Here is a 26,404-nt window from a genome sequence, read left to right as displayed (position 1 = left end):
CTGGGGGTGCAGGATGGCTCGGCGGAAGCCGTGGGAAGTAGACGATGAGCTTTGGGTGGTGATCGAGCCGCTCCTGCCGAGGGTGGAGCGTCGGGCTCGTCATCCTGGTCGGAAGCGGCATCCGGACCGGCTGGTGTGCCAGGGCATCCTGTTCGTGCTGCACACCGGGATCGCATGGGAACACCTCCCGCAGGAACTGGGCTTCGGGTCGGGCATGACGTGCTGGCGACGCCTGGCCGAGTGGACCGAGGCTGGCGTCTGGCCACGACTACACGAAACCCTTCTGGCCCGGCTTCGTGGAGCGGATGCCCTGGACTTCTCACGGGCCGTGGTCGACGGCTCCCACATACGCGCGTTAAAGGGGGCCCCAAGACAGGGCGAAGCCCCGTTGACCGGGGCAGGAATGGCAGCAAGCACCACCTGATCACCGACGCCACCGGCATTCCGCTTGCTGCCACCCTGACCGGCGGCAACCGCAACGACGTCACCCAGTTCATCCCCCTTCTCCAAGCCGTTCCACCGGTCCGCGGCAAGCGCGGCCGACCGCGTCAGCGGCCCGACACCGTGCTCGGGGACCGCGGCTATGACCACGACAAGTACCGGCGTCTGGCCTGGGCCCTGGGCGTGAAACCCGTTATCGCCCGACGCGGCGTCCCACACGGATCCGGCCTCGGCACCGACCGCTGGGTCGTCGAGCGGACCTTCGCCCACCTGCACTGGTTCCGCCGGCTACGGATCCGCTGGGAAGTACGCGACGACATCCACGAGGCATTCCTCAGCCTCGCTTGCTCACTCATCTGCTGGCGGCGCCTGAAGTCATTCCGATAGCAGTTCTAAGGGCCCGCCGAGGAGAACGCGGGGAGAAGGCCGAGGAGAACACCGGGGAGAACACCGAGGCGAAGAGGGAGAGGGCCCCGGGACATTGCCCCTGTCACGGCTCTTGACACAACGCCCGGCACAACTCCCCGGGCGATCTGAGCAGCTGACGGCTGTTCATCCGCGGTTCGCGTGGGCGACGCGGCCGGGCCGGTGTGCGGCGGCACACTGGTCCGACCCGTCCCCGCCGGCCCCTGGAGGCGCACCGATGGCACCGATGTGGCACACCCGACGCTCCCTGCTCGGCGGCTCCCTCGCCGTCCCCGTGGGCCTCACCCTGTCCGGCGCGCTCGCCGCGCCCGCGTTCGCCGCCACCGCGACGGCGCCCGCGTTCACCCGCTCCGGGCGCCCTAGCGCGCTCTGGGGCACCCAGTCCGGCGAGATCACCGCGCACTCCGCCACCATCTGGACGCGCTCCGACCGGCCCGCGCGGATGTACGTCGACACGTCCCCGAGCGAGTCGTTCCGCTACGGCGTGCGCCGGCACGGCGGCCCCTTCCTCGGCCCCGCCACCGACTACACCGGCACCACCACCCTGCGCGACCTGCCGCCGGGCCGCCAGATCCACTACCGGGTGACCCTCGCCGACCCCGACGACCCGCGCCGCACCAGCGAGCCGGTCCGGGGCACCTTCCGGACCACCCCGGTCTCGCGCCGCCACGACGTGCGCTTCCTGTGGTCCGGGGACCTGGCCGGGCAGGGCTGGGGCATCAACCCCGAGGTCGGCGGTTACCGCGTCTTCGAGGAGATGCGGCTGCGCGATCCCGACTTCTTCCTGTTCAGCGGTGACACGATCTACGCCGACGGGCCGATCCAGGCCGCCGTGCCGCTGCGGGACGGCACCGTCTGGCACAACATCACCACCGAGGAGAAGGCGAAGGTCGCCGAGACCCTCACCGAGTTCCGCGGGAACTTCCGCTACAACCTGCTCGATCGCAACCTGCGGGACTTCAACGCCCAGGTGCCGGTCCTCGCCCAGTGGGACGACCACGAGGTGCGCAACAACTGGTACCCCGGCCAGCTGATCGACGACCCCCGCTACACCGTGAAGGAAGCCGACACCCTCGCCGCCCGCGCCCGCCAGGCCTTCGGCGAGTACTTCCCGGTCACCGACCTCCGGGGCGGCCGGGCCGAGGGCCGGATGTACCGCGTGATGCGGTACGGGCCGCTGCTGGACGTGTTCGTCCTCGACATGCGCACGTACCGCAACGCCAACTCCCCCGGCCTCCAGACCGAGGACCCGATCGGGATCCTCGGGCCGGAGCAGCTGGCCTGGCTCAAGCGCGAGCTGTCGCGCTCCCGCGCCACCTGGAAGGTCATCGCCGCCGACATGCCGATCGGCATCGTTGTCCCCGACGGGGCCGCGAACTTCGAGGCCGTCGCCCAGGGCGACCCGGGCGCTCCGCTGGGCCGGGAGCTCCAGATCGCCGAACTCCTGCGCCACATCAAGCACCAGCGCATCACCGGCACCGTCTGGCTCACGGCCGACGTCCACTACACGGCCGCCAACCACTACGCGCCGGAGCGGGCCGCGTTCACCGACTTCGCCCCGTTCTGGGAGTTCGTCTCCGGCCCCATCGGCGCGGGCGGCTTCCCCGCCGGGCGGCTCGACGCCACTTTCGGCCCGGAGACGGCGTACGTCCAGTCGGCTCCGGTCGCCAACATGTCGCCGGCGGAGAACCCTCCGTACTACGGCGAGGTGGAGATCGACGGGGCGGGCGGCGACCTCACCGTCCGGTTGCGCCGCCAGGGCGGCGGCGTACTCTTCACCAAGACGCTGCGGCCGGGGCGCGTGGGGCAGTAGGGGAACCAGGCGGCGCCGCAGCCGGGCAGGGCAGGGCAGGGCAACACGGCGCCCGTCCACCGCAATTCCGGAAATCAGCCGGAAAACTGGGCGAAATCGACCAGATGGACACTTAACCCGCCGGTCACAGATCGTTCGTGATCACGCAACACCCCTGCGCCACAGTGATGTGCATGACTGAACGTAATCCTGCCTCCGCCCACCGTCCCCACCGCCACCACTGGCGCCGTGACGTCGTCGAACTCGCCGCCCTGTTCTGCGCCGTCGCGGTGGCCGACGGCATCGCCAATCTCGTCGTGCACGGCCCGAGGGGCCCGATCCTGCTGGTCGCCTCGGCCGTCGCACTCCTGGTCACGGCGGCGTTCCACACCTGGTGGGCACGCCGTCACGGCCATGCCCCACCGCCGGGCGGCACAGCGCCCTCCGATCCGGCGCCGGCAGTGCCCGCGGCGCCCGCGGTCGGATCCCCGGCCGATCCGAGGACCAACGCCGCCCTGTGGCGCATGCGGACGACCGTGCGTGACGAGCCGGGCAGCCTCGCCGCGCTGTGCACCGCACTCGCGCACAACGGCGTCGACATCCTGACCCTGCAGACCCACCCGCTGCCCGAGGGGGGCACGGTGGACGAGTTCCTGCTGCGAGCCCCGCAGGACCTGTCCTCCGCCGAGCTGACCCGGGCCATCGCCCGGGCCGGCGGCGTCAGCACCTGGATCGAGCGCGCCGACGCGCACGACCTGGTCGACACCCCCACCCGCGTCCTCGGCCTGGCCACCCGCACCGCCCTGGACGCCGCCGAACTCCCGCTCGCGCTGCGCCAGCTGCTCGGCCGCTGCACCATCCACTCGATCCCGGCGACCACTCTCTCCGGCCGCCCCAACGCGGGCGCCGACGCGCCGGTCGAAGGGGTCCTGGAAGCCACGGTGATGAAGCTGCGCGACCCGGCGGGCGGTGCGATCACCGTGGAGCGCCCGTACCTGCCCTTCACCCCGACCGAGTTCGCCCGCGCCCGCGCGCTCGTCGAGCTCGACACCCGTCTCGGCCCGCGCGTGCCGCGCAGCCACGACGTGCTGACGCTGCCCGAGGGCAACGAGATCACCGTGCGCCGCGCCGACGGCTCCGACCAGGCGGCGGCCCGCGCGATGCACGACCGCTGCTCGGATCGCACCCTGGGCCTGCGCTACCACGGCCCCGTCGCCGACGCCGACCGCTACCTCGGCCACCTGCTGAGCCCGCGGTTCGGCCGCACCCTCGCTGCCACCACCGCCTCCGGGAAGCTGGTCGCCCTCGGCCACCTGCTGTGGGACGGCGACGAGACCGAAGTCGCGCTGCTCATCGAGGACGACTGGCAGCGCCGGGGCATCGGCACCGAACTGCTGGGCCGCCTGGTCGCGATGGCCGTGGAGGCCGGGTGCGACAGCGTGTACGCCGTCACGCAGGCGTCCAACACCGGCATGGTCGCGGCCATGCGCGGCCTCGGCCTGCCCCTCGACTACCAGATCGAGGAGGGCACGCTGGTGATCACGGCCCGGCTCGACGCGAGCCCGGTCAGCTCGCGGCTGCCGTACGAACTCCCGCGCGAGGTGTCGAGCCGGCAGCCGCACCGCTCGTAGGACCACGGGCGCGGTCGACAGGACCGCAGGCCCGGCCGCGGCGCCGCAGACTCCGACCCTCCTCGCCCGCCCGCCCCCGCCTGCCCCCCGGTCGCGAACCGGCCGGAGGGCGGGCGGGGGCGACGGGTGTCCGGATACCGGACCCAGAGCCGCTGCTTCCCGGCCAAGTCAGGCGGCCGAGAGTCATCGGTGATGACGCGGACCCGTCTCACAGACGAAGATGTCCGCATGTCAGAGACCCTCCACAGTGACAGCGCCGCGCGGCTGCCCCGCCAGGTCGCCGACGCGTTCGTCGACGACCTCATCGCCATCGATCCCCTCACGGGCACCTACCTCGGTGTCGCCGCGAGTTCCAGCAAGCTCCCCGACTTCTCGCCGGCGGGCCGTGCGGCCGCCGCCGAGCTCGCCCGTACCACCCTCGCCCGCCTCGACGCCGCCGAGCTGCTGCCCGGAGCGGACAGCGACGCCGAGCGCCGCTGCGCCCGGCTGCTGCGCGAACGCCTCACAGCCGAACTCGCGATCCACGAGGCCGAAGAGGACCTGCGCGCGGTCAGCAACATCCACTCTCCCGCGCACTCGGTCCGCGAGATCTTCACGCTGACTCCGGCCGACACCGAGGAGGACTGGGCGGCGATCGCCGAGCGGCTGCGCGCCGTCCCCGCGGCCTTCGCCGGCTACCGCGAGAGCCTCGCGCTCGGCCTGGAGCGCGGCCTGCCGGGCAGCCCGCGCCCGACCACGACGTTCATCGGCCAGCTCACCACCTGGGCCGGCCAGGACGCCGACGGCGCCCGCGACTTCTTCGGCGCGTTCGCCGCCGGCGGCCCCGAGGCGCTGCGCGCCGAGCTGGACGAGGCGGCGGCCGGTGCGACCGCGGCCATCGTCGAACTCCGCGACTGGATGCGCGACGTGTACGCCCCGGCCGTCGCGGACGCGCCGGACGCCGTGGGCCGCGAGCGCTACGCCCGCTGGTCGCGCTACTTCAACGGCACGGACCTGGACCTGGACGAGGCGTACGCGTACGGCTGGTCGGAGTACCACCGGCTGCTCGCGGAGATGAAGGCCGAGGCGGCGAAGATCCTGCCCGGCGCCGGTCCCTGGGAGGCGCTGAAGCACCTGGACGAGCACGGCACCCACATCGAGGGCGTCGACGAGGTCCAGGCCTGGTTGCAGAGGCTGATGGACGAGGCCATCGAGAACCTCGACGGCACCCACTTCGAACTCGCCGAGCGGGTCAAGAAGGTGGAGTCGAAGATCGCCCCGCCCGGCGGCGCGGCGGCCCCGTACTACACCAACCCCTCGGAGGACTTCTCCCGTCCGGGGCGCACCTGGCTGCCGACGATGGGCCAGACCCGCTTCCCCGTGTACGACCTGGTCTCCACCTGGTACCACGAGGGCGTTCCGGGCCACCACCTCCAGCTCGCGCAGTGGACGCACGTGGCGGACCAGCTCTCCCGCTACCAGGCCAGCGTCGGTCTCGTGAGCGCGAACGCCGAGGGCTGGGCGCTCTACGCGGAGCGCCTGATGGACGAGCTGGGCTACCTGAAGGACGCCGAGCAGCGCCTGGGCTACCTCGACTGCCAGATGATGCGCGCGGCGCGGGTCATCGTGGACATCGGCATGCACCTGGGTCTGGAGATCCCGACGGACTCGCCGTTCCACCCGGGTGAGCGCTGGACGGTCGACCTGGCGCAGGAGTTCTTCGGGCTGCACAGCGGCCGGCCGGCGGACTTCGTCGAGAGCGAGCTGACCCGCTACCTGTCGATGCCGGGGCAGGCGATCGGCTACAAGCTGGGCGAGCGCGCCTGGCTGCTGGGGCGGGACAACGCGCGGGCCGCGCGTGGCGAGTCCTTCGACCTGAAGGCCTGGCACATGGCGGCGCTGTCGCAGGGTTCGCTGGGGCTGGACGACCTGGTGGACGAGCTCTCGAAGCTCTGATCCCGCCAGGTCCCACGGGCCACACGGCCACACCGCCGCATGCCACACGGCCGCACGGCACACGGACGGGCCGCTCGCCTCCCCCGGGGAGCGAGCGGCCCGTTCCGTTCCGTTCAGCTGTCAGCAGCCGCAGTCGTCGGAGTCCGTGGGCGCGGTCAGCGGGTCGGCCTCGGCGCGCTGCTCGCTGCCCTGCCAGGTCTCGACCTCGAAGCCTTCCCGGATCCAGTACTCGATGCCGCCGAGCATCTCCTTGACCCGGAAGCCGAGTTCGGCCAGGGCGAGCGCGGAGCGGGTGGCGCCGTTGCAGCCGGGGCCCCAGCAGTACGTGACCACCGGGACGTTCTTGTCGAGGAGCCGCTCGGCCTGCTCGGGGATCAGCGCGGTGGGCAGGTGGATCGCGCCGGGCACGTGGGCCTGGTCCCAGGACGGGGTGGAGCGGGAGTCGACGAGCTGGAAGCCGAGTGCGGCGCCCTGCTCGCGGTGGGCCTTGAAGGCGGCGGCGACGTCCGACACGTCCGCGTGGAAGGCGAGGCTGGCGGCGAAGTAGGCGGCCGCGGCGGCCGGGCTGGCCGGGGGGACCCGCAGGACCGGGTTGGGGGCGATGGCGGCGGCTGTGGTGGTGGCGGTCGTGGTGCTGGTCTGTGTCGTCGTCATGGCTGAAAATCTACGAGCGCTTGATCATCTCGGGAAGTGGAATTCCCCGGCCTTCCGGTTGTCCGGCCGGGGATTGACCTGCTAGATCTGCGGCATGACCGAGTATTCCCCTGACGCCACGGACTGGCGCATCCTGACGGCCCTCCAGGCGGACGGCCGGGCCACGTTCGCCGAGCTCGCGCGCACCGTGTCGATGTCGTCGAGCGCCGTCACCGAGCGGGTGCGCCGGCTGGAGGAGGCCGGTGTGATCACTGGGTACACGGCCGTGGTCGACCCGGAGAAGCTGGGCAAGTCGATCCTCGCCCTGGTCCGGCTGCGCTATCCGCACGGCAACTACAAGCCGTTCCACGACCTGCTGGAATCCACTCCGGAGATCCTGGAGGCCCACCACGTCACGGGCGACGACTGTTTCGTCCTCAAGGTCGCCGCCCGCTCGATGGCGCACCTGGAGGAGGTCACGGGCCGGATCGCGGGCCTGGGCGCCGTCACCACCAGCATCGTGTACTCCTCGCCGCTCCCGCGCAGGCCGCTCAGTCCGTGAGCGCGGCCTCTCCGCTCAGTCCGTGAGCGCGGCTCCTCAGCTCGTCCCGTGAGCGCGGCTCCTCAGCTCAGTCCGCGAGCGCGGCCGCCGTGCGGTGGCGCACCACCGAGCCGCCGCGCTGCTTGACGATCTCCAGCTGCGCCTGCACCCGGGTGCGCAGGTCCGCGACGTGGCTCACGATGCCCACGCTGCGGTCCCGTTCGCGCAGCGAGTCCAGAACGTCGAGGACCTCGTCCAGCGCCTGGTCGTCGAGGCTGCCGAAGCCCTCGTCGATGAACAGGGTGTCGAGGCGCATGCCGCCCGCCTCGTCGGTGACCACGTCGGCCAGTCCCAGGGCCAGCGCGAGCGAGGCGAAGAAGGTCTCCCCGCCCGAGAGGGTGGCGGTGTCGCGCTCGCTGCCGGTCCAGGCGTCGACCACGTGCAAGCCGAGGCCGGAGCGGCCCCGCCCGCCGGTCTTCGCGTCCGAGTGGACGAGGGTGTAGCGGCCGCCGGACATGCGCAGCAGCCGTACCGTCGCCGCGGCGGCGACCTGCTCCAGCCGGGCGGCCAGGACGTACGCCTCCAGCCGCATCTTGCGCTCGTTGTCGGCGGAGGTGCCCGCGGTGAGTCCGGCGAGCCGGGCCACCCGGTCGTACTCCTCGCGCAGCGGGCCCATCGCGCGCAGCTCCTGCTCGGCCTGCCGGGAGAGCCGGTCGAGCTCGGCGCAGCGGACCCGGGCGGCGTCGTAGGCAGAGCCGGCCGTACGAAGTTTCGCGGCGGCCCGCTCCGCATAGGCCTGGGCGGTCTCCGGATCGGCCGGGGGCAGCGCGGCGGCCGCCGCGGTGTCGGCCTCGGCCTGCCGGTCGGCGAGCATCGCCTCCTCGGCCTGCCAGGCGTCCGCCCGGTGCTGGAGGGCGGTGCGTTCGTACTCGGGGAGCACCGCGTCGGCGGCGGCGTCGACGGTGTCGAAGCCCGCCTTGAACGCGGCGTCGGCCAACTGGTCGTCGGCCTCCTTCAGGCGGGCGGCGGTGGTCTCGGCCCGGCGCAGCGCGTGGGCGGCGCCGGTGACCATGCGGATCCGGTCCTCCAGGATCCGGGCGCGGGCGGCGACCGTGGGCGCGTCTCCCCGGACGAGGGCGAGCTCGGCCTCCAGGGAGGCCTGTTCGCGGTCCAGCGCTTCCCGGCGCGAGATCCGGGCGGCGGCGCGGCGTTCGGCGTCCAGCCGGTCGGAGCTGCGCGCGGCGTGCTCCCGCTCGGCTCGGGCGAGCTGCTCCCGGGCGGCGTGCAGCCCGGCGGCCGCCGCGTGGGCGCCGGCGTGCCGGGAGCTCAGGTCGGCGGTGAGTTCCAGCAGTTCGGCGGTGGTGGCCTCGCCAGCGGCGGCCGCGGCCTCGGCGCGGGCCTCGCGGACGGCGGCGCGTTTCCGCTCGACGGCGGCCCTGCGCTCCTCGGCCTCCTCGAAGCGGGCGTGGGCGGCGTCCTCGGCGGCCCGGTCCACGTGTCCGGGGGCGGGCCGCGCCGGATCCGGGTGCTGCGCGGAGCCGCACACGGTGCACGGCCGGCCCGCCTCCAGCGCCTCGGCCAGCTCGGCGGCGATCCCGCGCAGCCGGGCCTCCTTCAGCTCCAGCCAGCGTTCGCGCGCGGCGGCGGACTCGTCCCTCACGGAGAGCAGCTCGCCGGAGGCGACCTCCGCCTCGGCGTCCAGCTCGTCGCGCCGCCGGGCGGCCTTCAGCTGCATCCGGGCGGGTTCCAGCTTCCCGGCGAGCTGCTCGCCCAGGGTCGCGGCCTGCTGGGCGGCCTCCACCCGGCCGGCCAGCGCGGCCCGGGTGTCGTCCCAGCGGGCGAGCCACTCGGCGGACTCCTGGTGCTGCTCCTCCGCGGCGCGGGCCTCCCGCTCCAGGGTGGCGCGCTCGCGGCCGATCTCGGCGCTGCGCTGCTCGGAGCGGTGTGCGGCGCCGACCGCCCCGAGTTCCTCCCGCAGGCGCTGCTCGACGGAGCCGAGCTGTTCGGTCCCGGCCTCGGCGAGGGTGGCCGGGAGCTGCGCCCGGGCGGCGTTCTCCGCGTGGGCGGCGGTCAGGTGCGCGGCGTAGGCGGCTCCGCGCAGTTCCAGGGCGGGGGCGACCAGGGCGCCGCGCCGGGCCCGGTCGAGCAGGTGGCGCACCCGTTCCCGCTCGGGCGCGGCCCCGGCCAGCAGGGCGGCCCGGCGGGCCGTCTCGGCGTGCCGGCGTTGCAGCCGGTCGAGCTCCCGGGCGTCCTCGGCGGCGCGCCGGGCGGCGGCGTCCCGCCCTTCGACGGCGGCGAGGGCGTACTCGGCGACGGTCTGCCGCTCCCGGGCGGAGCAGCGGGCGACGGCCGCCCAGGCCCGGACCGCCTCGGCGAGGCCGGGGTCGCCGGGCTGGTGCCGGGGCATCGGCCAGTCGCGCAGGTCGACGCCGTGCCCGGCGGCCTGGGCGAGCCGCTGGGCGGTGCCGAGCACCTTCTCGTCGCCGGCCCGGACCTTCGCCTCGGCGGCGCGGCGGCGCTCGGCGAGCAGGGTCTCGACGGCGGCGAAGCGGCGGGTGTCGAAGAGCCGGCCGAGCAGCCGGCCCCGCGCCCCCTCGTCGGCCCGCAGGAAGCGCGCGAACTCCCCCTGCGGGAGCAGCACGACCTGGCAGAACTGCTCGCGGCTCATGCCGAGCAGCTGCTCGACCTCCTCGCCGATCTCCTGGTGGGAGCGGCTCAGGGGCTCCCAGCCCTCTCCGGTGTGCTCGCGCAGCGAGCTCTGCGCCTTGTCCTTGGTCGTGCCCGAGCCGCGCTTCTTCGGCCGGTCCTGCTCGGGCCGCCGGGTGATCTCCAGGCGGCGGCCGCCGGCGGTGAGTTCGAGGGTGACCTCGGTCGGGGTGTCGGGGGCGGAGTGATCGCTGCGCAGGCTGGTGCCGGGGGCCTGGCGGGAGCCGGGCACGGATCCGTACAGGGCGTAGCAGACGGCGTCGAGGACGGAGGTCTTGCCGGCGCCGGTGGGGCCGTGCAGGAGGAAGATGCCGGCGCCGGACAGGGCGTCGAAGTCGATCTCCTGGGGCTCGGCGAAGGGGCCGAAGGCGGTGACCCGGAGCCGGTGCAGCCTCATCGCAGGGTCTCCTGACGCGTGGCGTCGGTGCGTACGTCGTCGAAGGCGCCCTGGAGCACGGCCCGTTCGGCCTCGCTGGCGGCGCCCCCGCCGCGGACGTGGGCGACGAAGTCCTCGGCGATCTCCTGGTCGCTGCGGCCCTTGAGGCGCTGCGCGTACGTGCCCGCGCTGTCCTCCTCGCGGCCCTCGGGGTCGAAGGCGAGGCTGAGGACGTGCGGGAAGCGGGCGGCGAGGCGGGCCATCGGGTCCTCGGGGCGCACGGGGTCGGTGAGGGTGGCCTCGACCCAGCGGTCCTCGCAGGCGGCGTGCGCGGGATCGTCGAGGAGTTCCTCCAGGGGTCCCCGCAGCCGGGCGAGTGCCCGCGGCACGGGGGTGGCGATCCGCTCGGCGCCCACGATCTCCCCCCGCGCCCCGAGTTCGATCAGCCACATGGTCTTGCGGTGGTCGGCCTCGGAGAAGGAGTAGGCGAGCGGGGAACCCGAGTAGCGGACCCGTTCGTTGATCGCCTGACAGCCGTGGAGGTGGCCGAGGGCGGCGTAGTCCACCCCGTCGAAGACGGCGGCGGGCACGGCCTCGACCCCGCCGACGGTGATGTCGCGCTCGCTGTCGCTGGCCTGCCCGCCGGTGACGAAGGCATGGGCGAGGACGACGGATCGGGTGCCGGGCGGGCGGGTGGCCAGGTCGGCCCGGATCCGGTCCATGGCCGCGCCCAGTACGGCCTCGTGGCTGACCTGCCCGGCGCCGAACCGGTCCTTGACCAGGGCCGGTTCCAGGTACGGCAGCCCGTACAGGGCCACCTCGCCGTGTACGTCGGCCAGCACCACGGGGTCGGCACAGCCGGCCGGGTCGGTCCTGAGGTGGATCCCGGCCCGGTCGATCAGCCCGGCCCCGACGCCGAGGCGGCGGGCGGAGTCGTGGTTCCCGGAGATCATCACGGTCGGCACGCCGAGGTCGGCGAGCCGGTGCAGGGCCTGGTCGAACAGCTCGACGGCGGGCAGCGGTGGGACGGCGCGGTCGTAGACGTCACCGGCGACGAGGACGGCGTCGACCTCGTGCTCGCGGACGGTCTCGACGAGGTGGTCGATGAAGGCGGCCTGGGCGCCGAGCAGGTTCACGCGGTGGAAGGCCCGGCCGAGGTGCCAGTCGGAGGTGTGCAGGAACTTCACTCGCCGCCGCCGCGCATGGTCTCTCCCCCGGGTCGAATCGTGGCACTGTGCCCCCCTCTACGCTAACCCGTCACCGGGGTCACACAGGCCGGGTCGGGAAGACGGGCCTCTCCTACGGCGCGTACGTCTCGCCGCCGAGGGTGAGGGTGGCGCTGCCCGCCGTGCTGTCGGCGAGCCAGGCCTCGAAGGCGGGCAGGTCTGCCTCGGGAAGGGCCACCTCGATCTCGACCTCGGCCCCGTAGCGCAGGTCCACGACGGTGCGGCCGGTGGAGCGCAGGTCGTTCTGGGTCTTGCCGGCCCGCTGGTGGTCGACGGTGACGGTGGCCAGCCGGTAGCGGCGGCGGGTGACGGTGCCGAGCGCGTCGAGCGCCTCGCCGACGACTCCGCCGTAGGCCCGGATGAGCCCGCCGGCGCCGAGCTTCACGCCGCCGTAGTAGCGGGTCACCACGGCGACGGCGTACCGGACGTCCCGGCGCGTCAGCATCTGGAGCATGGGCACCCCGGCGGTGCCGCCGGGCTCGCCGTCGTCGCTGGCCTTCTGGACGGAGGCGTCGGCGCCGATGACGTAGGCGAAGCAGTTGTGCGTGGCGGTGGGGTGCTCCTTGCGGACGCGCGCGATGAACTCCTGCGCCTCCTCCTCGGTCGCGGCGGGAGCGAGCGAGCACAGGAAGCGCGAGCGGTTGATCTCCGCCTCGTGCACGCCCTCACGGGCCACCGTCACATACTGGTTTGCCTTCACCGCTCCACCCTAAGCCGTGCCCCGGCGCCGCCCGGCTGGGAATCGAACAGGCCGGTCTCCGGTTGTCGCCGGTGCGGGCCGGCGGATCGGCCGGGCCGCGGGTGAGAGTACGAGCAGCAGGAGGCGGCACACGTGTACGGCGACCCGGCGACCATCCGCAGGATCCTTACCGAACTCGGCGACACCTGGGCGGTGGTGGGCCTGTCGAACAACCAGGACCGCGCCGCGTACGGCGTGGCCCGGGTGCTCCAGAGGTTCGGCAAGCGCGTGATCCCGGTGCACCCCAAGGCCGAGACGGTGCACGGCGAGCAGGGGTACCCCTCGCTGGAGGCGATTCCGTTCGCGGTGGACGTGGTGGACGTCTTCGTGAACAGCTCCCTCGCCGGCGCGGTCGCCGACGAGGCCGTGGCGGTCGGCGCGAAGGCCGTCTGGTTCCAGCTGGACGTGCTCGACGAGGCCGCCTTCGCCCGCACCCGCGGGGCCGGGCTGGAGATGGTCATGGACCGCTGCCCCGCGATCGAGATCCCCGCCTTGTGATGGCGCGCTAGGAGTCAGCGCTGTACGGGCAGCTCCGCCCCGCCCGCGCCGACCGGCGGGATCGAGATCGCCATGGTCATCTCCATCGGCTCGGCCGCGTCGTTGCGGTACTCGTGCGGAAGGTTCGCCTCGAAGGAGACGGCCCCGCCCGCCGGCACCTCGTGCGGTTCCCCGTCGACGACCAGCGTGAGCCGCCCCGCCGTGACGTGCAGCATCTCCAGCGTCCCGGCGGGGTGCGGGTCCGAGGCCGTGCCGTCGCCCGGCTCCAGGCGGTACGTCCACACCTCCAGCGGCCCGCGCCGGTCGTCGCCGAGCAGCATGGTCGCGCCGCTGCCCGACTCGGTGGACCACATCCGTACCCCCTCCCCCGGCGGCACCAGGTGCACCCGGGGGCCGCGCTCGCGGTCCAGCAGGGTCGTGATGCTGACGCCGAGGGCGTCGGCCAGTTTCACCGTGGTCGCGACGCTGGGGTTCGTACGGGCCTGCTCGATCTGGATGATCATGCCCCGGCTGACGCCCGCCCGGGCCGCCAGGGCTTCCAGGGTGAAACCGCGCTCACCGCGCCAGCGCTTGAGGTTGCGCGCGAGCGCCTGGGTGAGCTCTTCGAGGTCCGACACCATTCCGTCCAATATCTTGGTTGGCAGAGTCCAACAGACTGAACTACCGTGCACTGCACTGCACCGTTCACTGCACTGTACTGCGAGGCTCCTGTCATGACCGCCCTCTTCGCCCTGGCCACAGCAGTGCTGTGGGGTCTCGCCGACTTCGGCGGCGGGCTGCTGACCCGGCGCCTGCCCGCCCTCACCGTGGTCGTGGTCTCGCAGGTCGTCGCCGTCGTCGTCCTCGGCGCGGTGGTCCTCGCCACCGGCGCCTGGCGGGAGGCCGGCCCGCAGCTGTGGTTCGCGGTCGCCGCCGGCCTGGTCGGCCCGGTCGCGATGCTGAGCTTCTACAAGGCGCTCGCCCTCGGCCCCATGGGCGTGGTCTCGCCGCTCGGCTCGCTCGGGGTGGTCGTTCCCGTCGCGGCCGGCCTCGCGCTGGGCGAGCGCCCCGGCGCCGGCCAGTTCGCCGGGATCGCGGTGGCCGTCGTCGGCATCGTCCTGGCCGGAGGTCCGGAGCTGCGCGGCGCGCCCGTGCAGCGGCAGGCGGTCGTCCTCACCCTGGTCGCGGCCTTCGGATTCGGCGCGGTGATGGCACTGATCTCGCACGCCTCCAGCACCGTCACCGGGCTGTTCCTGGCGCTCTTCGTCCAGCGCGTCACCAACGTGGCCGCGGGCGGCGCGGCGCTCTGGGTCCAGGTCCGGCGCGGCACCCCGGCCCTGCCGGAGGGCGCGGGCCCGCGGATCCTGTGGGCGCTGCTGCCCGCCCTGGCCTTCGTCGGCCTCGCGGACGTCGCCGCGAACGGGACCTACTCCATCGCCGCCCAGAACGGCCCCGTGACCCTCGCGGCGGTGCTCTCCTCGCTGTACCCGGTGATCACCGCGCTCGCGGCCTTCGCCGTCCTGAAGGAACGGCTGCGCACCGTCCAGGCGGCCGGCGCCGGCCTGGCCCTGGCGGGCACGGTACTGCTCGCCGCCGGCTAGTGCTGTGACCGCGAACCTTTCCGGTCACAGCACTGGCTAGAGCGTGTCCGCCGTCGGGCGCTGCTCGGGCTGCTCCAGCTCCGCCAGCGCCCGCAGCTGAGCCGGCGTGACCCCGTCGGGTATCGGCACGGGCGCCGGAGTGCGCAGCGGCGGCGTCCAGCCCGTCTCCGGCTCCCAGCGCCGTACGATCCGCGCGGGCGCGCCCGCCACGACGGCGTGGTCGGGCACTTCACCCCGTACGACGGCACCCGCGGCCACCACCACATTGCGGCCCAGGCGCGCCCCGGGCAGGATCACCGCTCCCGTGCCCAGCCAGCAGCCCGGGCCGATCTCCACCGGGGCGCTGCGTGGCCACTGCTTGCCGACGGGCTCGTGCGGGTCGTCGTAGCTGTGGTTGGTGGAGGTGATGTAGACCCCCGGTCCACAGAAGGTGTCGTCCCCGATGGTGATCCGGGTGTCGGCTATGACGTGGCTGTCCCGGCCGATGACCACGCCGTTGCCGAGCACCAGCACGGGCTCCGGGCCGAGGTCCAGGTCCGGCATCATCCCGGCCGTGAGCGTGACCTGCTCGCCGATGATGCAGTGGTCGCCGAGGCGGATCCACGGCTCGCCGAAGACCGTGCCCTGGGGGAAGGCGAGCCGGGTGTGCGGCCCGATCGCGCCGAACCGCAGGCGTCCCGGGGTCTGCGCGGTGACCGCGCCGGCCTGCTGCATCCAGCGCCAGCCGGCGTGGGCGGCCCGGCTCGCGAGGCGGCGGCGCAGGACCTTCAGGGATGCGAGGGGCGTGAGGGATGAGAACGTGTTCTGGTTCTTCGGCACCCGGCCACCGTAACGCCCCGGGCGCCCGGAGCGCGCCGTGATCTTCACCCCATCGCGGGCGGAGCCGGTGGCGTGGCCTACCGTGCCCGTAGCGCGGCAGGCACCCCGGATGAAGACGACGACAGAGGACTGAGGAAGAGAAGATGACGCATCAGACGGACCAGGGCCGGGCACTCGTCGCGGGCGTGAACGGAACGAGCCCGCGGATCGACCCCACGGCCTTCACGGCGCCCACCTCCGTCGTGGTCGGCGACGTCACCATGGGCGCCGGCGCGAGCATCTGGTACTCGGCGGTGCTGCGCGCCGACTGCGGTCCGATCACGCTCGGCGCCGACAGCAACGTGCAGGACAACTGCACCGTCCACGTGGACCCCGGCTTCCCGGTCTCGATCGGCGAGCGGGTCTCCATCGGCCACAACGCGGTCGTGCACGGCTGCACGGTCGAGGACGACTGCCTGATCGGGATGGGCGCGACGGTCCTGAACGGCGCGGTCATCGGAGCCGGCTCGCTCGTGGCCGCGCAGGCGCTGGTCCCGCAGGGCATGGTGGTCCCGCCCGGCTCGCTTGTCGCGGGCGTCCCGGCGAAGGTGCGGCGCGAGCTGACCGACGAGGAGCGCGAGGGCATCAAGGTCAACGCCCTGATGTACGTGGACCTGGCGAAGCAGCACGCCGCATCGGTCACCCCGGGCGCGTAGCGTCTGGCCGACGGGGGCGCGGCGCGCTCAGGCACCGGCCCCAGCCGCACGCCGCCGCGGCCCTACCGGGAGCCGGGCTCACCCCAGTCCGCCCGGAGCCGGGCTCACCCAGACCAGGCCCAGCCGGCCGACCTCACGCCGCAGGCAGCGCCGCGGAACGGGCTCGCCGCAGGCAGCGCCGCGGAACGGGCTCGCCGCAGGCAGCGCCGCGGAACGGGCTCGCCCCAGACCGGGTCCGATCCGGCCGGTCCGATGATCCGGGCCCGAGCCGGGGCCGGGACGGGCCGGGCCGGGCCGGACCGAGGCAAGGCCGAGCCGGGTCCAGGCCAAGCCGGGTCGGGGTCGGGGTCGGGGTCGGGAGGGTCTCAGTCGGAGATGGTCGCCCGGGGGGCCGGGGCGGCATCGATGGCGGTGGCCGGGGGCGCGTCCTCGGCCGGCGACGTCGGGGCCGGGACCGGGGACGCCGCGTCCTCGGCCGGCGACGTCGGGGCCGGGAGTGAGCGTGCCGCCTTCTTCATGCGGCTCCGCATCACCAGCGTCACCACCAGGCCGAACAGCACCGCCAGCGCCAGCGCCGCCCAGGAGAACCGCTTCAGCCACGGCTCCGCGACGACCCCGACCGAGTAGATGACGGCGGTCGTGCCGCCGGCCCACAGGATCCCGCCCAGGATGTTGGCGATCAGGAACCGCCAGTACGGCATGTGCAGCACACCGGCCAGCGGACCCGCGAAGATCCGCAGCAGCGCCACGAACCGCCCGAAGAAGACGGCCCACATGCCCCACCGGTCGAAGGAACGCTCCGCCAGCGCCACGTGCTCCGGCCCGAAGTGCTTGGGGAAGCGCCGGCCCAGTTTCTCCAGCAGCGGCTTGCCGCCCCGGCGTCCGATCGCGTAGCCGATCGAGTCGCCCACGATCGCGCCGGTGCTCGCGCAGACGCCCAGCACCACGGGGTCGATCTCCCCGTGCTGGGAGGCCAGCAGCGCCGAGCTGACGAGGATGATCTCGCCCGGCAGCGGGATGCCGAGGCTCTCCAGGCCGATGACCAGACCCACCAGGAGATAGATGCTGACCGCCGGAATCGTCTCCAGCCATTCCTGGATGTGCACCGGTACGTCCTCCCCAATCGCGGCGACGCGCCCCCTGTGGCGCGCCGAACGGGCAGCCTATCCGCTCCTCACCACAGCCTTTGCCTTCAGTGGGAGTTCTCGGGAGGAACGGCCCACGAACACCTCCCTGCGGCCGGAACCGAGCACCCAGCCGTGCGCCTCGGGGTCCCAGGACGACAGCGCCCGGGCGTCGACGTCGATCACGACCCGCTGCGCCTCCCCCGGCGCCAGGGTCAGCCGCCGGTAGCCGGCCAGCACGCGCACCGGCTGGTCCAGCTTCAGGTCCGGGGAGGGACCCACGTACACCTGGGCCACCTCGGTGCCCTTGCGGCGCCCGGTGTTGCGGACGGTGAACTCCACGCGCAGCCCGCCGCGCTCCGCCCGGACGGCCGGTTTCTCGTACTCCCACGTCGTGTACGAGAGCCCGTACCCGAACGGGAACAGCGGGGCCACCCGCTGCTCGTCGTACCAGCGGTGGCCGACGTGCACGCCCTCGGTGTACTCCTGGCGGCCGCCGACCCCGGGGTAGCGCAGCGGCTCCCCCGCGACCGGGGTGGCCCGTTCGTCGGCCGGGAAGGTCTGGGTGAGCCGCCCGCCGGGGTCCACGTCCCCGAAGAGGAGGTCGGCGGTGGCGCCCGCGCCCTCCTGGCCCGGGTAGTACATCTGGAGGACCGCCCCGGTACGGGAGAGCCACGGCATGGTCGTACTGGAGGAGGTGTTGAGCACCACCGTGGTGCGCGGGTTCGCGGCGGCGACCTCCTCGATCAGCCGGGCCTGTCCCCCGGGCAGTCCCAGGGAGGTACGGTCCCTGCCCTCGGTGGCGTCCTCGTAGGCGAACAGCACCACGCTGCGCGCGGCCTTGGCGGTCTTGACGGCCTCGGCGACGTCGGCGGCCCGGGTCGCCCCGGTGGTGTGCCGGAGCCGGAACCGCTGCCCCCGCTCCCCGCCCTCGGCGGTCACCGCGAGCCGGTGGGGGCCCGCCTTGAGCGCGAGGCTGCGGCGGCGGACGGTCCGCCCGTCGGGCGCGGCCGCGAGGAGTCCGCCCGCGAAGTACTCGGCCATGCCCTGCAGGACGGGGAACAGCTCCTCGCCGTCGAGGCAGACGCTGGGCCGCATGCCGGTGTAGTGGACGATCAGGGTCCATTCGTCGTCGGCGGCGAGGCTGAACCCGCCCTCGTGGCTCCAGCGGCCCCCGGGGGCGACGGCCCGGTCGTCCAGGGCGGCGGCGGGCGAGAGCAGGTCCGGCGGGAGGGGGCGGCCGTAGACGTCCTCGCCGAGGGCGTAGCGGACGGTGGCGCCGTTCCCGGCCCGCTTCCTGATGGCGGCGAGCGGGGCGGCCGCCCGGTCGGGGACGACGTGGGCGCTGCCGCCGCCGCTGACGAACGGCACCTGGCCGGTGGGGCCGATCACCGCGACGGAGCGGGCCGCGGCCCCGGTCAGCGGCAGGGTGGCGTGCTCGTTGCGCAGCAGCACCGCCCCGGCGGCGGCGACCCGGCGGGCGATCCGGGCCCCGGCGGCGGGCTCGCGCCGGGGCCGGGCGGCGGGGCGGTCCGTGAGCAGCCCGAAACGGTCCATGGTGCTCAGCACCCGGCGCACCGCGAGGTCGACGGCCTCCTCGGGCACCGAGCCGGCCGTCACCGCCTCGCGCAGCGGGCCGCCGAAGTGGGTGCCGTCGGGCATCTCCATGTCGAGGCCGGCGTTGATGGAGGCGACGGTGCTGTGGGTGGCGTCCCAGTCGGACATCACCCAGCCGTCGAACCCCCAGCCGCCCCGCAGCAGTTCGTCGAGCAGCGGCTTGCTCTCGCATGCGTAGGTGCCGTTGACCTTGTTGTACGCGCCCATCACCGCTCCGGCGCCGGCGACGACGGCGGCCTCGAAGCCGCGCAGCTCGGTCTCGTGCAGCGTCCGCTCGGCGGCGACGGCGTCGATGGTGTCGCGGCCCTGCTCCTGGTTGCCGAGGGCGAAGTGCTTGACGGCGGCGATGAGCCCCTCGTCCTGGATCCCGCGCACGACCTCGCCTACCAGGTCGGCCGTCAGCCGCGGGTCCTCGGAGAAGGTCTCGAAGTTCCGCCCGGCGAAGGGGGTGCGGATCAGGTTGACCATGGGCGACAGGAGGACGTCCTGGCCGAGGGCGCGGCCCTCGCGGCCGAGGACCCGGCCGTACTCGCGGGCGAGCGCGGGGTCGAAGGCGGAGGCGAGCAGGACCGGCGCGGGCAGCGCGGTGGCGGGCCGGGCGACGCGCACCCCGGCGGGCCCGTCGGCGAAGCGCAGCGCCGGGACGCCGAGGCGAGGGACGCCGGGCACGTAGCCTGCCTGGCCGAGCGGGGCCGGGTCCCGAGCGCCGTGCAGCAGGGCGGTCTTCTCGTCGAGGGTGAGCCGGCCGAGCAGGGCGTCGACGCGGGCCGCGCTCCCGGGCCGGGCGGCGGCCGCCGTGGCCTCGGCCGAGGATTCCCGCACGCCCGCGCCCGGCGGGACGGTGGCGACGCAGCCTCCCGTCCCGAGCGCGGCCCCCAACGCCCCGAGCAGCCGGATCGCGGAACGTCTGGACAAGGCCTCGCTCATGGGCGCTCCCCGCGGAGTCGGCTTCGGAGTCGACCGGCGTCAGTCGGCGGGGAGCGGCCCGCGCCGGACCGCTCCCCGCCGACCACTGTGCGCCGCCCGCCCCGCGGGTCCGCCCTGACGCGCCACCGCGCCGCCGAGGTTCAGCCCTGCGGCGGCTGCTGCAGGGTGTCGGGGTCCCGCCGGGGCTCGTCCTGGGTCTGCACCCGCGCCTCGGTGCGGTGGCCGCGGGCGATGTAGTCCCGTACGACGGCCTCCACCGCGTCCTGGGGCGAGCCGATCCCGGCGAGGACCATCACCTCCACCACGAGTTCGGCGTCGAGACTGACGCTGACCTTGGCCGTCTTGTTCACGAGGACCCCTCCCCTTCGTCGTGCGAGGGACTCTAGCGGCGCCGGGCCCGGGCCCGCCGGGGATCGGGCGGGGGACCCGGTGGGGAACCCAGCGCGTTGCGGCACGGGATTCGGAGCGGGATTCGGAGCCGGGGACAAGTGCGGGGCCGCGCCCTTCCGGACGCGGCCCCGCACTCCTCCACCGTCGGCCCGCTACGCGTTCGGGCGGAGGGTCCAGACGACCGTCATCTCGCCGGTCACGGCCTCGTCCTCGCGCTGGATCGCGATGGTGACCGGGAACTCGGGGCGACCGCCGGCATCGAGCTCGGCGACGACCTCGGCTGCCGGACGGCCCAGGGTGGCGGTGGCCGTGACGACGCCCTTGGCGAGCTTCTTGTAGCCGATCTCGGCCCGCACGGCCAGCGGCACGGCGCGCGAGAGCTGCTCGCCGAAGGCGGCCAGGACGATGGCCCCGCTCGCGGACTCGGCCAGCGTGAACATGGCGCCCGCGTGCGGACCGCCGACGTGGTTGTGGAAGTCGGGCTGGTCCGGAAGGCGGACGACGGCGCGCTCCGGGGTGGTCTCCAGGAACTGGAGGTTCAGGGTCCGGGCCATCGGCACGGTCGCGGCGAGCAGTTCGCCCACGTTCATCTGATCTGCGCTCATGAGACGCGATGTTACCCACGAGTAGACGCCCTTGACCAGACCTGTTACGGGGGCGGCCGTGACCCGTCGCCCCCGCTCCCACTATCGTTACCGGCCATGTGGCCAGGACAGCAGCAGCAGCCCGGGGGCGAGCAGAACCCCCAGGACGCGCAACAGAACCCGTACCAGCAGCAGCCGGGACAGCCGAACCCGTACAACCAGCAGCAGCCGGGGTTCGGCCAGCAGCAGCCCGGTTACGGATACCCGCAGGCGGGCTACCAGACGCCGCCTCCCACTCAGCCCTGGGGCCAGGCCCCGCAGCAGCAGCCCGCCGCCGCCCCGCGCGGTGGCCGCACCAGCCCGTACTCCACCAAGACGGTGGCCATCGTCGCGGCCTCCGCGGTCGTCGTCGCGGCGGCCGGCATGGGCGCGTACGTCCTGACCCGGGACGACAAGAAGAACGACGAGGCGGACGCCAAGCCCGCCGCGGCCTCCTCCCCGCCGCCCAGCTCGGCGGCGCCGGCCGCCCCGAGCTCGAACCCGCGCGCCGACGACCAGGTCAAGCCGGTCATCCCCGGCTGGAAGGTGGTCGTCAACCCCAAGTACGGCACTGTCTTCGACGTTCCGCCGGAGTGGAAGGTCTCGAGCTCCGGCATGTCCACGGGCTTCGAGGACGAGAAGAAGAACGACGGCTCGGCCTTCGTCATGATGTCGGCGCCGGCCTTCCTCAAGGACGACTGGTGCAAGGTCGACTCCGACAAGAACGGCAGTGAGGAGTCGACCTCGCTGGCCGGCACCGGCACCAAGGGCGCCCAGGGTGCCAAGGACACCGCCGAGGCCTCCGTCAACGCCGCCGAGAGCTGGGTGTTCGCCGCGTACGCGCAGGGCGTGAAGAACCCGCGCGAGGTCGTCAAGTCCACCCCGGCCAAGGAGTACACCACCGCCTCCGGGCTCAAGGGCCACATCGCCACCGCGACGGCCGGCCCGGTGCCGAAGGCGAACAAGTGCTCCTCCGACGGCAAGAGCATCGCCTTCAGCTTCAAGAACACCAAGGGCGACTTCGCCACCTGGGTGCTGTACGGCGCCGCCGGTGTCGAGGGCGAGGTCACGCAGGAGACGTACGAGAAGATCCTCAGCTCGGTCCGCCTCAGCACCAGCTGATCGGTAGCTCGGTCCGCCTCAGCACCAGCTGATCGGTCCGCCGCCCGCGAAGGCCGGCCCGCCGCCCGTGGAGGCCGGCCCGCAGCGCTGACGCGTCCCCACCCCGGGCCGGATATCCGTTTGGATTCTCGGCCCGGGGCGGGGATAGTCCGTGGGTGAGCTCTCCACCCGCCGACGCCTCCTCCCGCTCCGTCCGTACGTCCGCGCCGCGCCGCCGCAGACCCGAGTGGGCCAGCCGCAACTACACCCTGTTGACGGGCGCCGCCGTCGTGACGAACCTCGGCAGCCACGGAGCGCTCATCGCGGCCTCGTTCGCGGTCATGGAGGCCGGCGGTTCCCCCGGCGACGTCGGCCTCGTCGCCGCCGCCCGTACGCTGCCGCTCGTCCTGTTCCTCCTCATCGGCGGGGCCCTCGCCGACCGGCTGCCCCGGCACCGCGTGATGGTCGCGGCCAACGCCCTGAACTGCGTCTCGCAGGCCGCCTTCGCCGTCCTCGTGCTGGCCGGCGACCCCCAGCTGTGGCAGATGATGCTGCTCACCGCGCTCTGCGGCACCGGCACGGCGTTCTTCAACCCGGCGGCCGAGGGGATGCTGCTCTCCAGCGTCTCCGGCGAACACTCCAACCGCGCCTTCGCCCTCTTCCGGATGGCGATGAACGGCGCCGGCATCGGCGGCGCCGCGCTCGGCGGAGCGATGATCGCCGCTATCGGCCCCGGCTGGGTGCTGGCGGTGGACGCGGCCGCGTTCGCGGTCGCCGGAGCCCTGCGGGCGTTCCTGGACGTCGGCCACGTCCCCGGCCGGGCCCCCGGCGGCGGCCTGCTGGCCGACCTGCGCGAGGGCTGGGTCGAGGTCAAGACCCGCCCCTGGCTGTGGAGCATCGTGCTCCAGTTCTCCGTCGTCGTCGCCGTCGTGGGCGCCGCGGAGGCGGTCTACGGTCCGCTCGTCGCCCGGGACCAGTTGGGCGGGCCCGCCCCCTGGGGCGTGGCCCTGGCCTGCTTCGGCGCCGGCACCATCGCAGGGGCCGTCCTGATGATGTTCTGGAAGCCGCGCCGGCTGCTGCTGGTCGGCACCCTGTGCGTGTTCCCGCTGGCGCTGCCGTCGGCAGGGCTGGCGGTTCCGCTGCCGGTGTGGGGCCTGTGCGCCGTGATGCTGGTCAGCGGCCTGGCCATCGAGGTGTTCGGCGTGAACTGGATGGCCACGATGCACCAGGAGATCCCGGAGGAGAAGTTCTCCCGCGTCTCGGCCTACGACTGGTTCGGCTCGGTGTCGATGCTCCCGCTGGCCACCGCGCTGGCCGGGCCGGCCGAAACCGCCTTCGGGCGCACCACGGCTCTGTGGGGCTGCGCGGCCCTGGTCGTCCTCGGCACGGCGGTCGTCCTGCTCGTCCCGGACGTCCGCCGGATGACCCGCAAACCATCGAAGCCCGTCGCCACCGGAACCCAGCAGCCGTCCGCGCCCCATCCCGCCAAGGCGGCCTGAGCCCGGGCTCAGCCCACGCTGAAGGCGCCTTCCGGTGGCTCCGGCGAGGACACGGCGTCCGCGTCCGGCACCGGCAGTGCGCCCCGCATGAAGCGGGCCAGCGCCGGCCCCGCCTCGACGCGGGCGGGGAACACGTCCGCCGCGCAGCGCCGCGTCAGGTCCGCCAGCGGCAGCTCCCGGTCCGACGCCACCAGCACCGCGTTCCCGAACCGGCGCCCGCGCAGCACGGACGGCTCGGCGATCAGCGCGAGCTCCCCGAACACCGCCCCGAAGTTCGCCAGCTGCGCCTTAAGGAAGCCGAACGGCGCCCCGTCGGCCAGATTCGCCGCGTACAGCCCGCCGGGGCGCAGCACCCGCGCCACCTCCCGGGCGTACTCGGCGGACGTGAGCTGCGCCGGGACCCGCGAGCCGCCGAACACGTCGGCCACGATCACGTCCGCGCTCCCGGCGGCCGCGCCCTCCAGCCACGCGCGGGCGTCGGCGGCGTGCACCGCCACCCGCGCGCCGTCGGCCAGCGGGAGGTGCTCCGCGACCAGTTCCACCAGTGGCGCGTCGAACTCGACCACCGTCTGCCGGGAGCCCGGCCGGGTCACCGCCGTGTAGCGCGGCAGGGTCAGTGCGCCCCCGCCCAGGTGCAGGAGGTCCAGCCCGGCCCCCGGCTCCGCCGCGCAGTCGAGCACGTGCGCGAGTCGGCGTACGTACTCGAACTCCAGGTGCTCCGGCTCGTCCAGGTCCACGTACGACTGCGGGGCCCCGTCGACGGTCAGCAGCCAGGCCCGCTCCCGGTCCACGTCCGGCATCAGCTTGGCGGTGCCCTGGCCCACTTCCCGGATCACCGGGATCTGTTCGTCGCTCACCCCACCATTGTCAGGCCGCCGGGCCGGACCAGATCGCGGCGGCCTCGGCGGCGTGCTCCGCCGCCTGCGCGAGCCCGGCCCGCGCCGCCGGCGCCCGCCGGGCCGGGTCCAGTACGTTGCGCCCGAAGGCCTTGCGGGCCGCCGAGGACGGCGTGATCAGCAGCACCCGCGCGCCTTCCTCCCGCAGCCGCGCCGCCTGAGCGGCGGGCGAGGGGATCAGCCCGGCACCGAGGGCCATGGGCGCGATGATGACGACGCGGGCATGTCCGGCGGCCAGATCGGCGTTGGTCGCGGAGCGGATCCCGCCGTCGATGAAGCGCCGCCCGCCCACCGTCGCGGGCGGCCACACCATCGGCACCGCGCAGCTCGCCGAGACGGCGTCCAGCAGCCCGGCGCCGCTCTCGCGGTCGAAGGCGGCCAGCTCGCCGCTCAGGGCGTCGACGGCGGTGACGACGAGGCGGCGCTCGGGCCACTCGTGCGAGACGAGCCGGGCCGCCAGCACCTCGCGCCGCTCCGCCTCGTCGGTGGTCCCGGCGGCGGCGAGGGCCATGGCGCCGACCCGCTGCCGGTAGGCCGTGGCGTCCCGGGACCGGGCCATCGCGACGGCGTACTTGGCGACGAGCCCGACCCCCAACCGGGCCACCGGTTCCCCGGAGCCGTCGCCGAGCTGGCGCTCGTAGAGCTCCTGCGGGGTGAGCAGCCCGGAGGTGAGCTGGGCGCCGACGAGCGAGCCCGCCGAGGTGCCGACGACGAGGTCCGCGGTGCTCAGGTCCACGCCAGCGCGGGCGAGGCCGTACAGGATCCCGGACTCCCAGCCGACGCCGGTGAGTCCCCCGCCGCCGAGCACCAGTGCCGTGTCGCCGCCGCTTCCCATGTCCGTCCGCCCCTCTTCACGCGCCAGTGGTGACGGCAGTCTGGCGCACGCCGTCCGCCGTCACCACCAAGGGGTCGCCCCCGCGCGAGTGGGCTTCAGTCGAGCACGGTGGTCACCGTGCCCGCGCCGACCGTCCGGCCGCCCTCGCGGATGGCGAAGCCGAGCCCCGCCTCCAGCGGGACGTCCCGCCCCAGCTCGACGGTCATGGTGACCGTCTCGCCGGGCGGGGCCACCGCGGCCTCGCCCAGGTCCACGTCCCCGACCACGTCGGCGGTCCGGATGTAGAACTGCGGCCGGTACCCGCTGGCGACCGGTGTCGTGCGGCCGCCCTCCCGTCCGGAGAGCACGTACACCCGCGCCGTGAAGCGTCGGCGCGGCCGCACGCTGCCGGGCGCGGCCACCACGTGCCCGCGGCGCACGCCGTCGCGCGGCACCCCGCGCAGCAGCAGAGCGACGTTGTCGCCGGCCTCGGCGGACTCCATCGGCTTCCCGAAGGTCTCCAGGCCCGTGACCACGGTCTCGACGGCCTCGCCGTCGCCGCCGAGGACGCTCACCCGGTCGCCCGGGCGGACGCTGCCGCGCTCGACGGCGCCGGTCACGACGGTCCCGCGCCCGGTGATGGTCAGCACGTTCTCCACCGGCAGCAGGAACGGCGCGTCCGTGTACCGCACGGGCATCGGGACGTACGTGTCGACCGCGTCCAGCAACGCCTCGATCGCCCCGGTCCAGCGCGGGTCGCCCTCCAGCGCCCCGAGCCCGGAGACCCGTACGACGGGAGCGGCGTCCCCGCCGTAGCCGTGCGCGGTGAGCAGCTCGCGGACCTCCAGCTCGACCAGGTCGGTGAGCTCGGGGTCCCCGGCGTCCGCCTTGTTGAGCGCCACCACGATGTGGTTCACGCCGACTTGGCGGGCGAGCAGGACGTGCTCGGCGGTCTGTGGCATGACGCCGTCGAGCGCGGAGACGACGAGGATCGCCCCGTCGAGCTGGGCGGCGCCAGTGACCATGTTCTTGATGTAGTCGGCGTGGCCCGGCATGTCCACGTGGGCGTAGTGGCGGGTGTCGGTCTCGTACTCGACGTGCGTGAGGTTGATGGTGATCCCGCGCCGGGACTCCTCCGGGGCCCGGTCGATCCGGTCGAAGGGTACGAAGGAGGCGCCGCCCCGCGCGGCGAGGACCTTGGTGATGGCGGCGGTGAGCGTGGTCTTGCCGTGGTCGACGTGACCCATGGTGCCGATGTTGAGGTGCGGCTTGGTGCGTACGAAGGCCGTCTTGGCCATGATGTCTTCCCGAGTGCTTCCGAAGCTGGAGACGGGACCCCTGGAGCGAACCGACCCTCCCCCTGTGGGGTCCGCCG

23 protein-coding genes are annotated in these 26,404 nt (G+C 74.0%); 10 read left to right on the top strand and 13 right to left on the bottom strand.

Going from position 1 to position 26,404, the window contains the following annotated elements:
* The first annotated feature begins 13 nt into the window (after nt 1-13).
* The 4 genes from OG982_RS25855 to OG982_RS25840 all read left to right on the top strand — a co-directional run bounded on the left by OG982_RS25855 (nt 14) and on the right by OG982_RS25840 (nt 6,225).
* Nucleotides 14-828 (top strand): IS5 family transposase gene (locus tag OG982_RS25855; RefSeq protein ID WP_266949290.1). Its coding sequence is split into 2 segments (ribosomal slippage): nt 14-340 and nt 343-828, totalling 813 coding nucleotides; the frame shifts between segments, so codons are not numbered across the junction.
* 265 nt (nt 829-1,093) lie between these two features.
* A complete protein-coding gene (locus OG982_RS25850) occupies nt 1,094-2,680 on the top strand; it encodes an alkaline phosphatase (protein ID WP_266791698.1) in 1,587 nt (528 codons plus the stop codon).
* A gap of 173 nt (nt 2,681-2,853) precedes the next feature.
* Complete coding sequence (locus OG982_RS25845) at nt 2,854-4,290, top strand: GNAT family N-acetyltransferase (RefSeq protein ID WP_266782676.1); 1,437 nt, start codon at nt 2,854-2,856, stop codon at nt 4,288-4,290.
* Between the two features lie 228 nt (nt 4,291-4,518).
* Nucleotides 4,519-6,225: a DUF885 domain-containing protein gene (locus OG982_RS25840; RefSeq protein ID WP_266782677.1), complete on the top strand. Its 1,707-nt coding sequence runs from the start codon at nt 4,519-4,521 to the stop codon at nt 6,223-6,225.
* Between the two features lie 120 nt (nt 6,226-6,345).
* Here the strand turns inward: OG982_RS25840 and OG982_RS25835 are convergent, their stop codons facing one another.
* Nucleotides 6,346-6,879 (bottom strand): rhodanese-like domain-containing protein, encoded by a 534-nt coding sequence (locus OG982_RS25835; RefSeq protein ID WP_266782679.1) that lies wholly within the window; start codon nt 6,877-6,879, stop codon nt 6,346-6,348.
* Between the two features lie 94 nt (nt 6,880-6,973).
* Between OG982_RS25835 and OG982_RS25830 the strand changes: the two genes are divergently transcribed.
* A complete protein-coding gene (locus OG982_RS25830) occupies nt 6,974-7,420 on the top strand; it encodes an Lrp/AsnC family transcriptional regulator (RefSeq protein ID WP_266782681.1) in 447 nt (148 codons plus the stop codon).
* Nucleotides 7,421-7,487: 67 nt separating this feature from the next.
* Here the strand turns inward: OG982_RS25830 and OG982_RS25825 are convergent, their stop codons facing one another.
* The 3 genes from OG982_RS25825 to OG982_RS25815 form a co-directional block, all read right to left on the bottom strand.
* A complete protein-coding gene (locus OG982_RS25825; RefSeq protein WP_266782683.1) occupies nt 7,488-10,502 on the bottom strand; it encodes an SMC family ATPase in 3,015 nt (1,004 codons plus the stop codon).
* On the bottom strand, nt 10,499-11,668 hold the full coding sequence (locus tag OG982_RS25820; protein WP_266949289.1) for an exonuclease SbcCD subunit D: 1,170 nt from the start codon (nt 11,666-11,668) through the stop codon (nt 10,499-10,501). Before OG982_RS25820 ends, OG982_RS25825 begins: the two co-directional genes overlap by 4 nt.
* Nucleotides 11,669-11,780: 112 nt before the next feature.
* Nucleotides 11,781-12,407, bottom strand: a complete 627-nt coding sequence (locus OG982_RS25815) for a YigZ family protein (RefSeq protein ID WP_266782687.1) — start codon at nt 12,405-12,407, stop codon at nt 11,781-11,783.
* 132 nt (nt 12,408-12,539) lie between these two features.
* Between OG982_RS25815 and OG982_RS25810 the strand changes: the two genes are divergently transcribed.
* Nucleotides 12,540-12,944, top strand: a complete 405-nt coding sequence (locus OG982_RS25810) for a CoA-binding protein (RefSeq protein WP_266782689.1) — start codon at nt 12,540-12,542, stop codon at nt 12,942-12,944.
* Between the two features lie 14 nt (nt 12,945-12,958).
* Here the strand turns inward: OG982_RS25810 and OG982_RS25805 are convergent, their stop codons facing one another.
* Nucleotides 12,959-13,561 (bottom strand): XRE family transcriptional regulator, encoded by a 603-nt coding sequence (locus tag OG982_RS25805; RefSeq protein WP_266791699.1) that lies wholly within the window; start codon nt 13,559-13,561, stop codon nt 12,959-12,961.
* Nucleotides 13,562-13,657: 96 nt separating this feature from the next.
* On the opposite strand from OG982_RS25805, the gene OG982_RS25800 reads away from it, so the two are divergent.
* Nucleotides 13,658-14,524 (top strand): DMT family transporter, encoded by an 867-nt coding sequence (locus tag OG982_RS25800; RefSeq protein ID WP_266782691.1) that lies wholly within the window; start codon nt 13,658-13,660, stop codon nt 14,522-14,524.
* A gap of 36 nt (nt 14,525-14,560) precedes the next feature.
* On the opposite strand, the gene OG982_RS25795 is transcribed toward OG982_RS25800, so the two are convergent.
* Nucleotides 14,561-15,295 (bottom strand): DapH/DapD/GlmU-related protein, encoded by a 735-nt coding sequence (locus OG982_RS25795; protein ID WP_266791701.1) that lies wholly within the window; start codon nt 15,293-15,295, stop codon nt 14,561-14,563.
* Nucleotides 15,296-15,486: 191 nt separating this feature from the next.
* Here OG982_RS25795 and OG982_RS25790 point away from each other — a divergent pair, with 191 nt between their 5' ends.
* Complete coding sequence (locus tag OG982_RS25790; protein WP_266782693.1) at nt 15,487-16,038, top strand: gamma carbonic anhydrase family protein; 552 nt, start codon at nt 15,487-15,489, stop codon at nt 16,036-16,038.
* A gap of 365 nt (nt 16,039-16,403) precedes the next feature.
* On the opposite strand, the gene OG982_RS25785 is transcribed toward OG982_RS25790, so the two are convergent.
* The 4 genes from OG982_RS25785 to OG982_RS25770 form a co-directional block, all read right to left on the bottom strand.
* Nucleotides 16,404-17,144 (bottom strand): DedA family protein, encoded by a 741-nt coding sequence (locus OG982_RS25785; RefSeq protein WP_266782695.1) that lies wholly within the window; start codon nt 17,142-17,144, stop codon nt 16,404-16,406.
* Between the two features lie 57 nt (nt 17,145-17,201).
* Nucleotides 17,202-19,706, bottom strand: a complete 2,505-nt coding sequence (locus OG982_RS25780) for a glycoside hydrolase family 3 C-terminal domain-containing protein (RefSeq protein ID WP_266782697.1) — start codon at nt 19,704-19,706, stop codon at nt 17,202-17,204.
* A 140-nt stretch (nt 19,707-19,846) separates the two neighbouring features.
* Entirely contained in the window at nt 19,847-19,999 is a 153-nt protein-coding gene (locus OG982_RS25775) for a DUF2191 domain-containing protein (protein WP_266791703.1), read from the bottom strand.
* 249 nt (nt 20,000-20,248) lie between these two features.
* Nucleotides 20,249-20,701 carry a DUF4442 domain-containing protein gene (locus tag OG982_RS25770; RefSeq protein WP_266782699.1) on the bottom strand — a complete coding sequence of 151 codons (453 nt, stop codon included), beginning with the start codon at nt 20,699-20,701 and terminating at the stop codon, nt 20,249-20,251.
* Nucleotides 20,702-20,797: 96 nt separating this feature from the next.
* Here OG982_RS25770 and OG982_RS25765 point away from each other — a divergent pair, with 96 nt between their 5' ends.
* Together OG982_RS25765 and OG982_RS25760 are read left to right on the top strand one after the other, a co-directional pair.
* Complete coding sequence (locus OG982_RS25765; protein WP_266782701.1) at nt 20,798-21,841, top strand: hypothetical protein; 1,044 nt, start codon at nt 20,798-20,800, stop codon at nt 21,839-21,841.
* 155 nt (nt 21,842-21,996) lie between these two features.
* Nucleotides 21,997-23,319 (top strand): MFS transporter, encoded by a 1,323-nt coding sequence (locus OG982_RS25760; RefSeq protein ID WP_266782703.1) that lies wholly within the window; start codon nt 21,997-21,999, stop codon nt 23,317-23,319.
* Between the two features lie 8 nt (nt 23,320-23,327).
* Here the strand turns inward: OG982_RS25760 and OG982_RS25755 are convergent, their stop codons facing one another.
* From OG982_RS25755 to tuf, 3 genes are all read right to left on the bottom strand, one after another.
* Nucleotides 23,328-24,119, bottom strand: a complete 792-nt coding sequence (locus OG982_RS25755; protein WP_266791704.1) for a spermidine synthase — start codon at nt 24,117-24,119, stop codon at nt 23,328-23,330.
* 67 nt (nt 24,120-24,186) lie between these two features.
* On the bottom strand, nt 24,187-25,050 hold the full coding sequence (locus OG982_RS25750; RefSeq protein ID WP_266782705.1) for a patatin-like phospholipase family protein: 864 nt from the start codon (nt 25,048-25,050) through the stop codon (nt 24,187-24,189).
* 95 nt (nt 25,051-25,145) lie between these two features.
* Nucleotides 25,146-26,327, bottom strand: coding sequence for an elongation factor Tu (tuf, locus tag OG982_RS25745; RefSeq protein ID WP_266782707.1), 1,182 nt, complete (start codon nt 26,325-26,327; stop codon nt 25,146-25,148).
* Nucleotides 26,328-26,404: the final 77 nt, after the last annotated feature.

The sequence above is a fragment of the Streptomyces sp. NBC_01551 genome (genome assembly GCF_026339935.1).
Lineage (GTDB): Bacteria > Actinomycetota > Actinomycetes > Streptomycetales > Streptomycetaceae > Streptomyces.
This window is presented reverse-complemented; position numbering and strand designations above follow the sequence as displayed.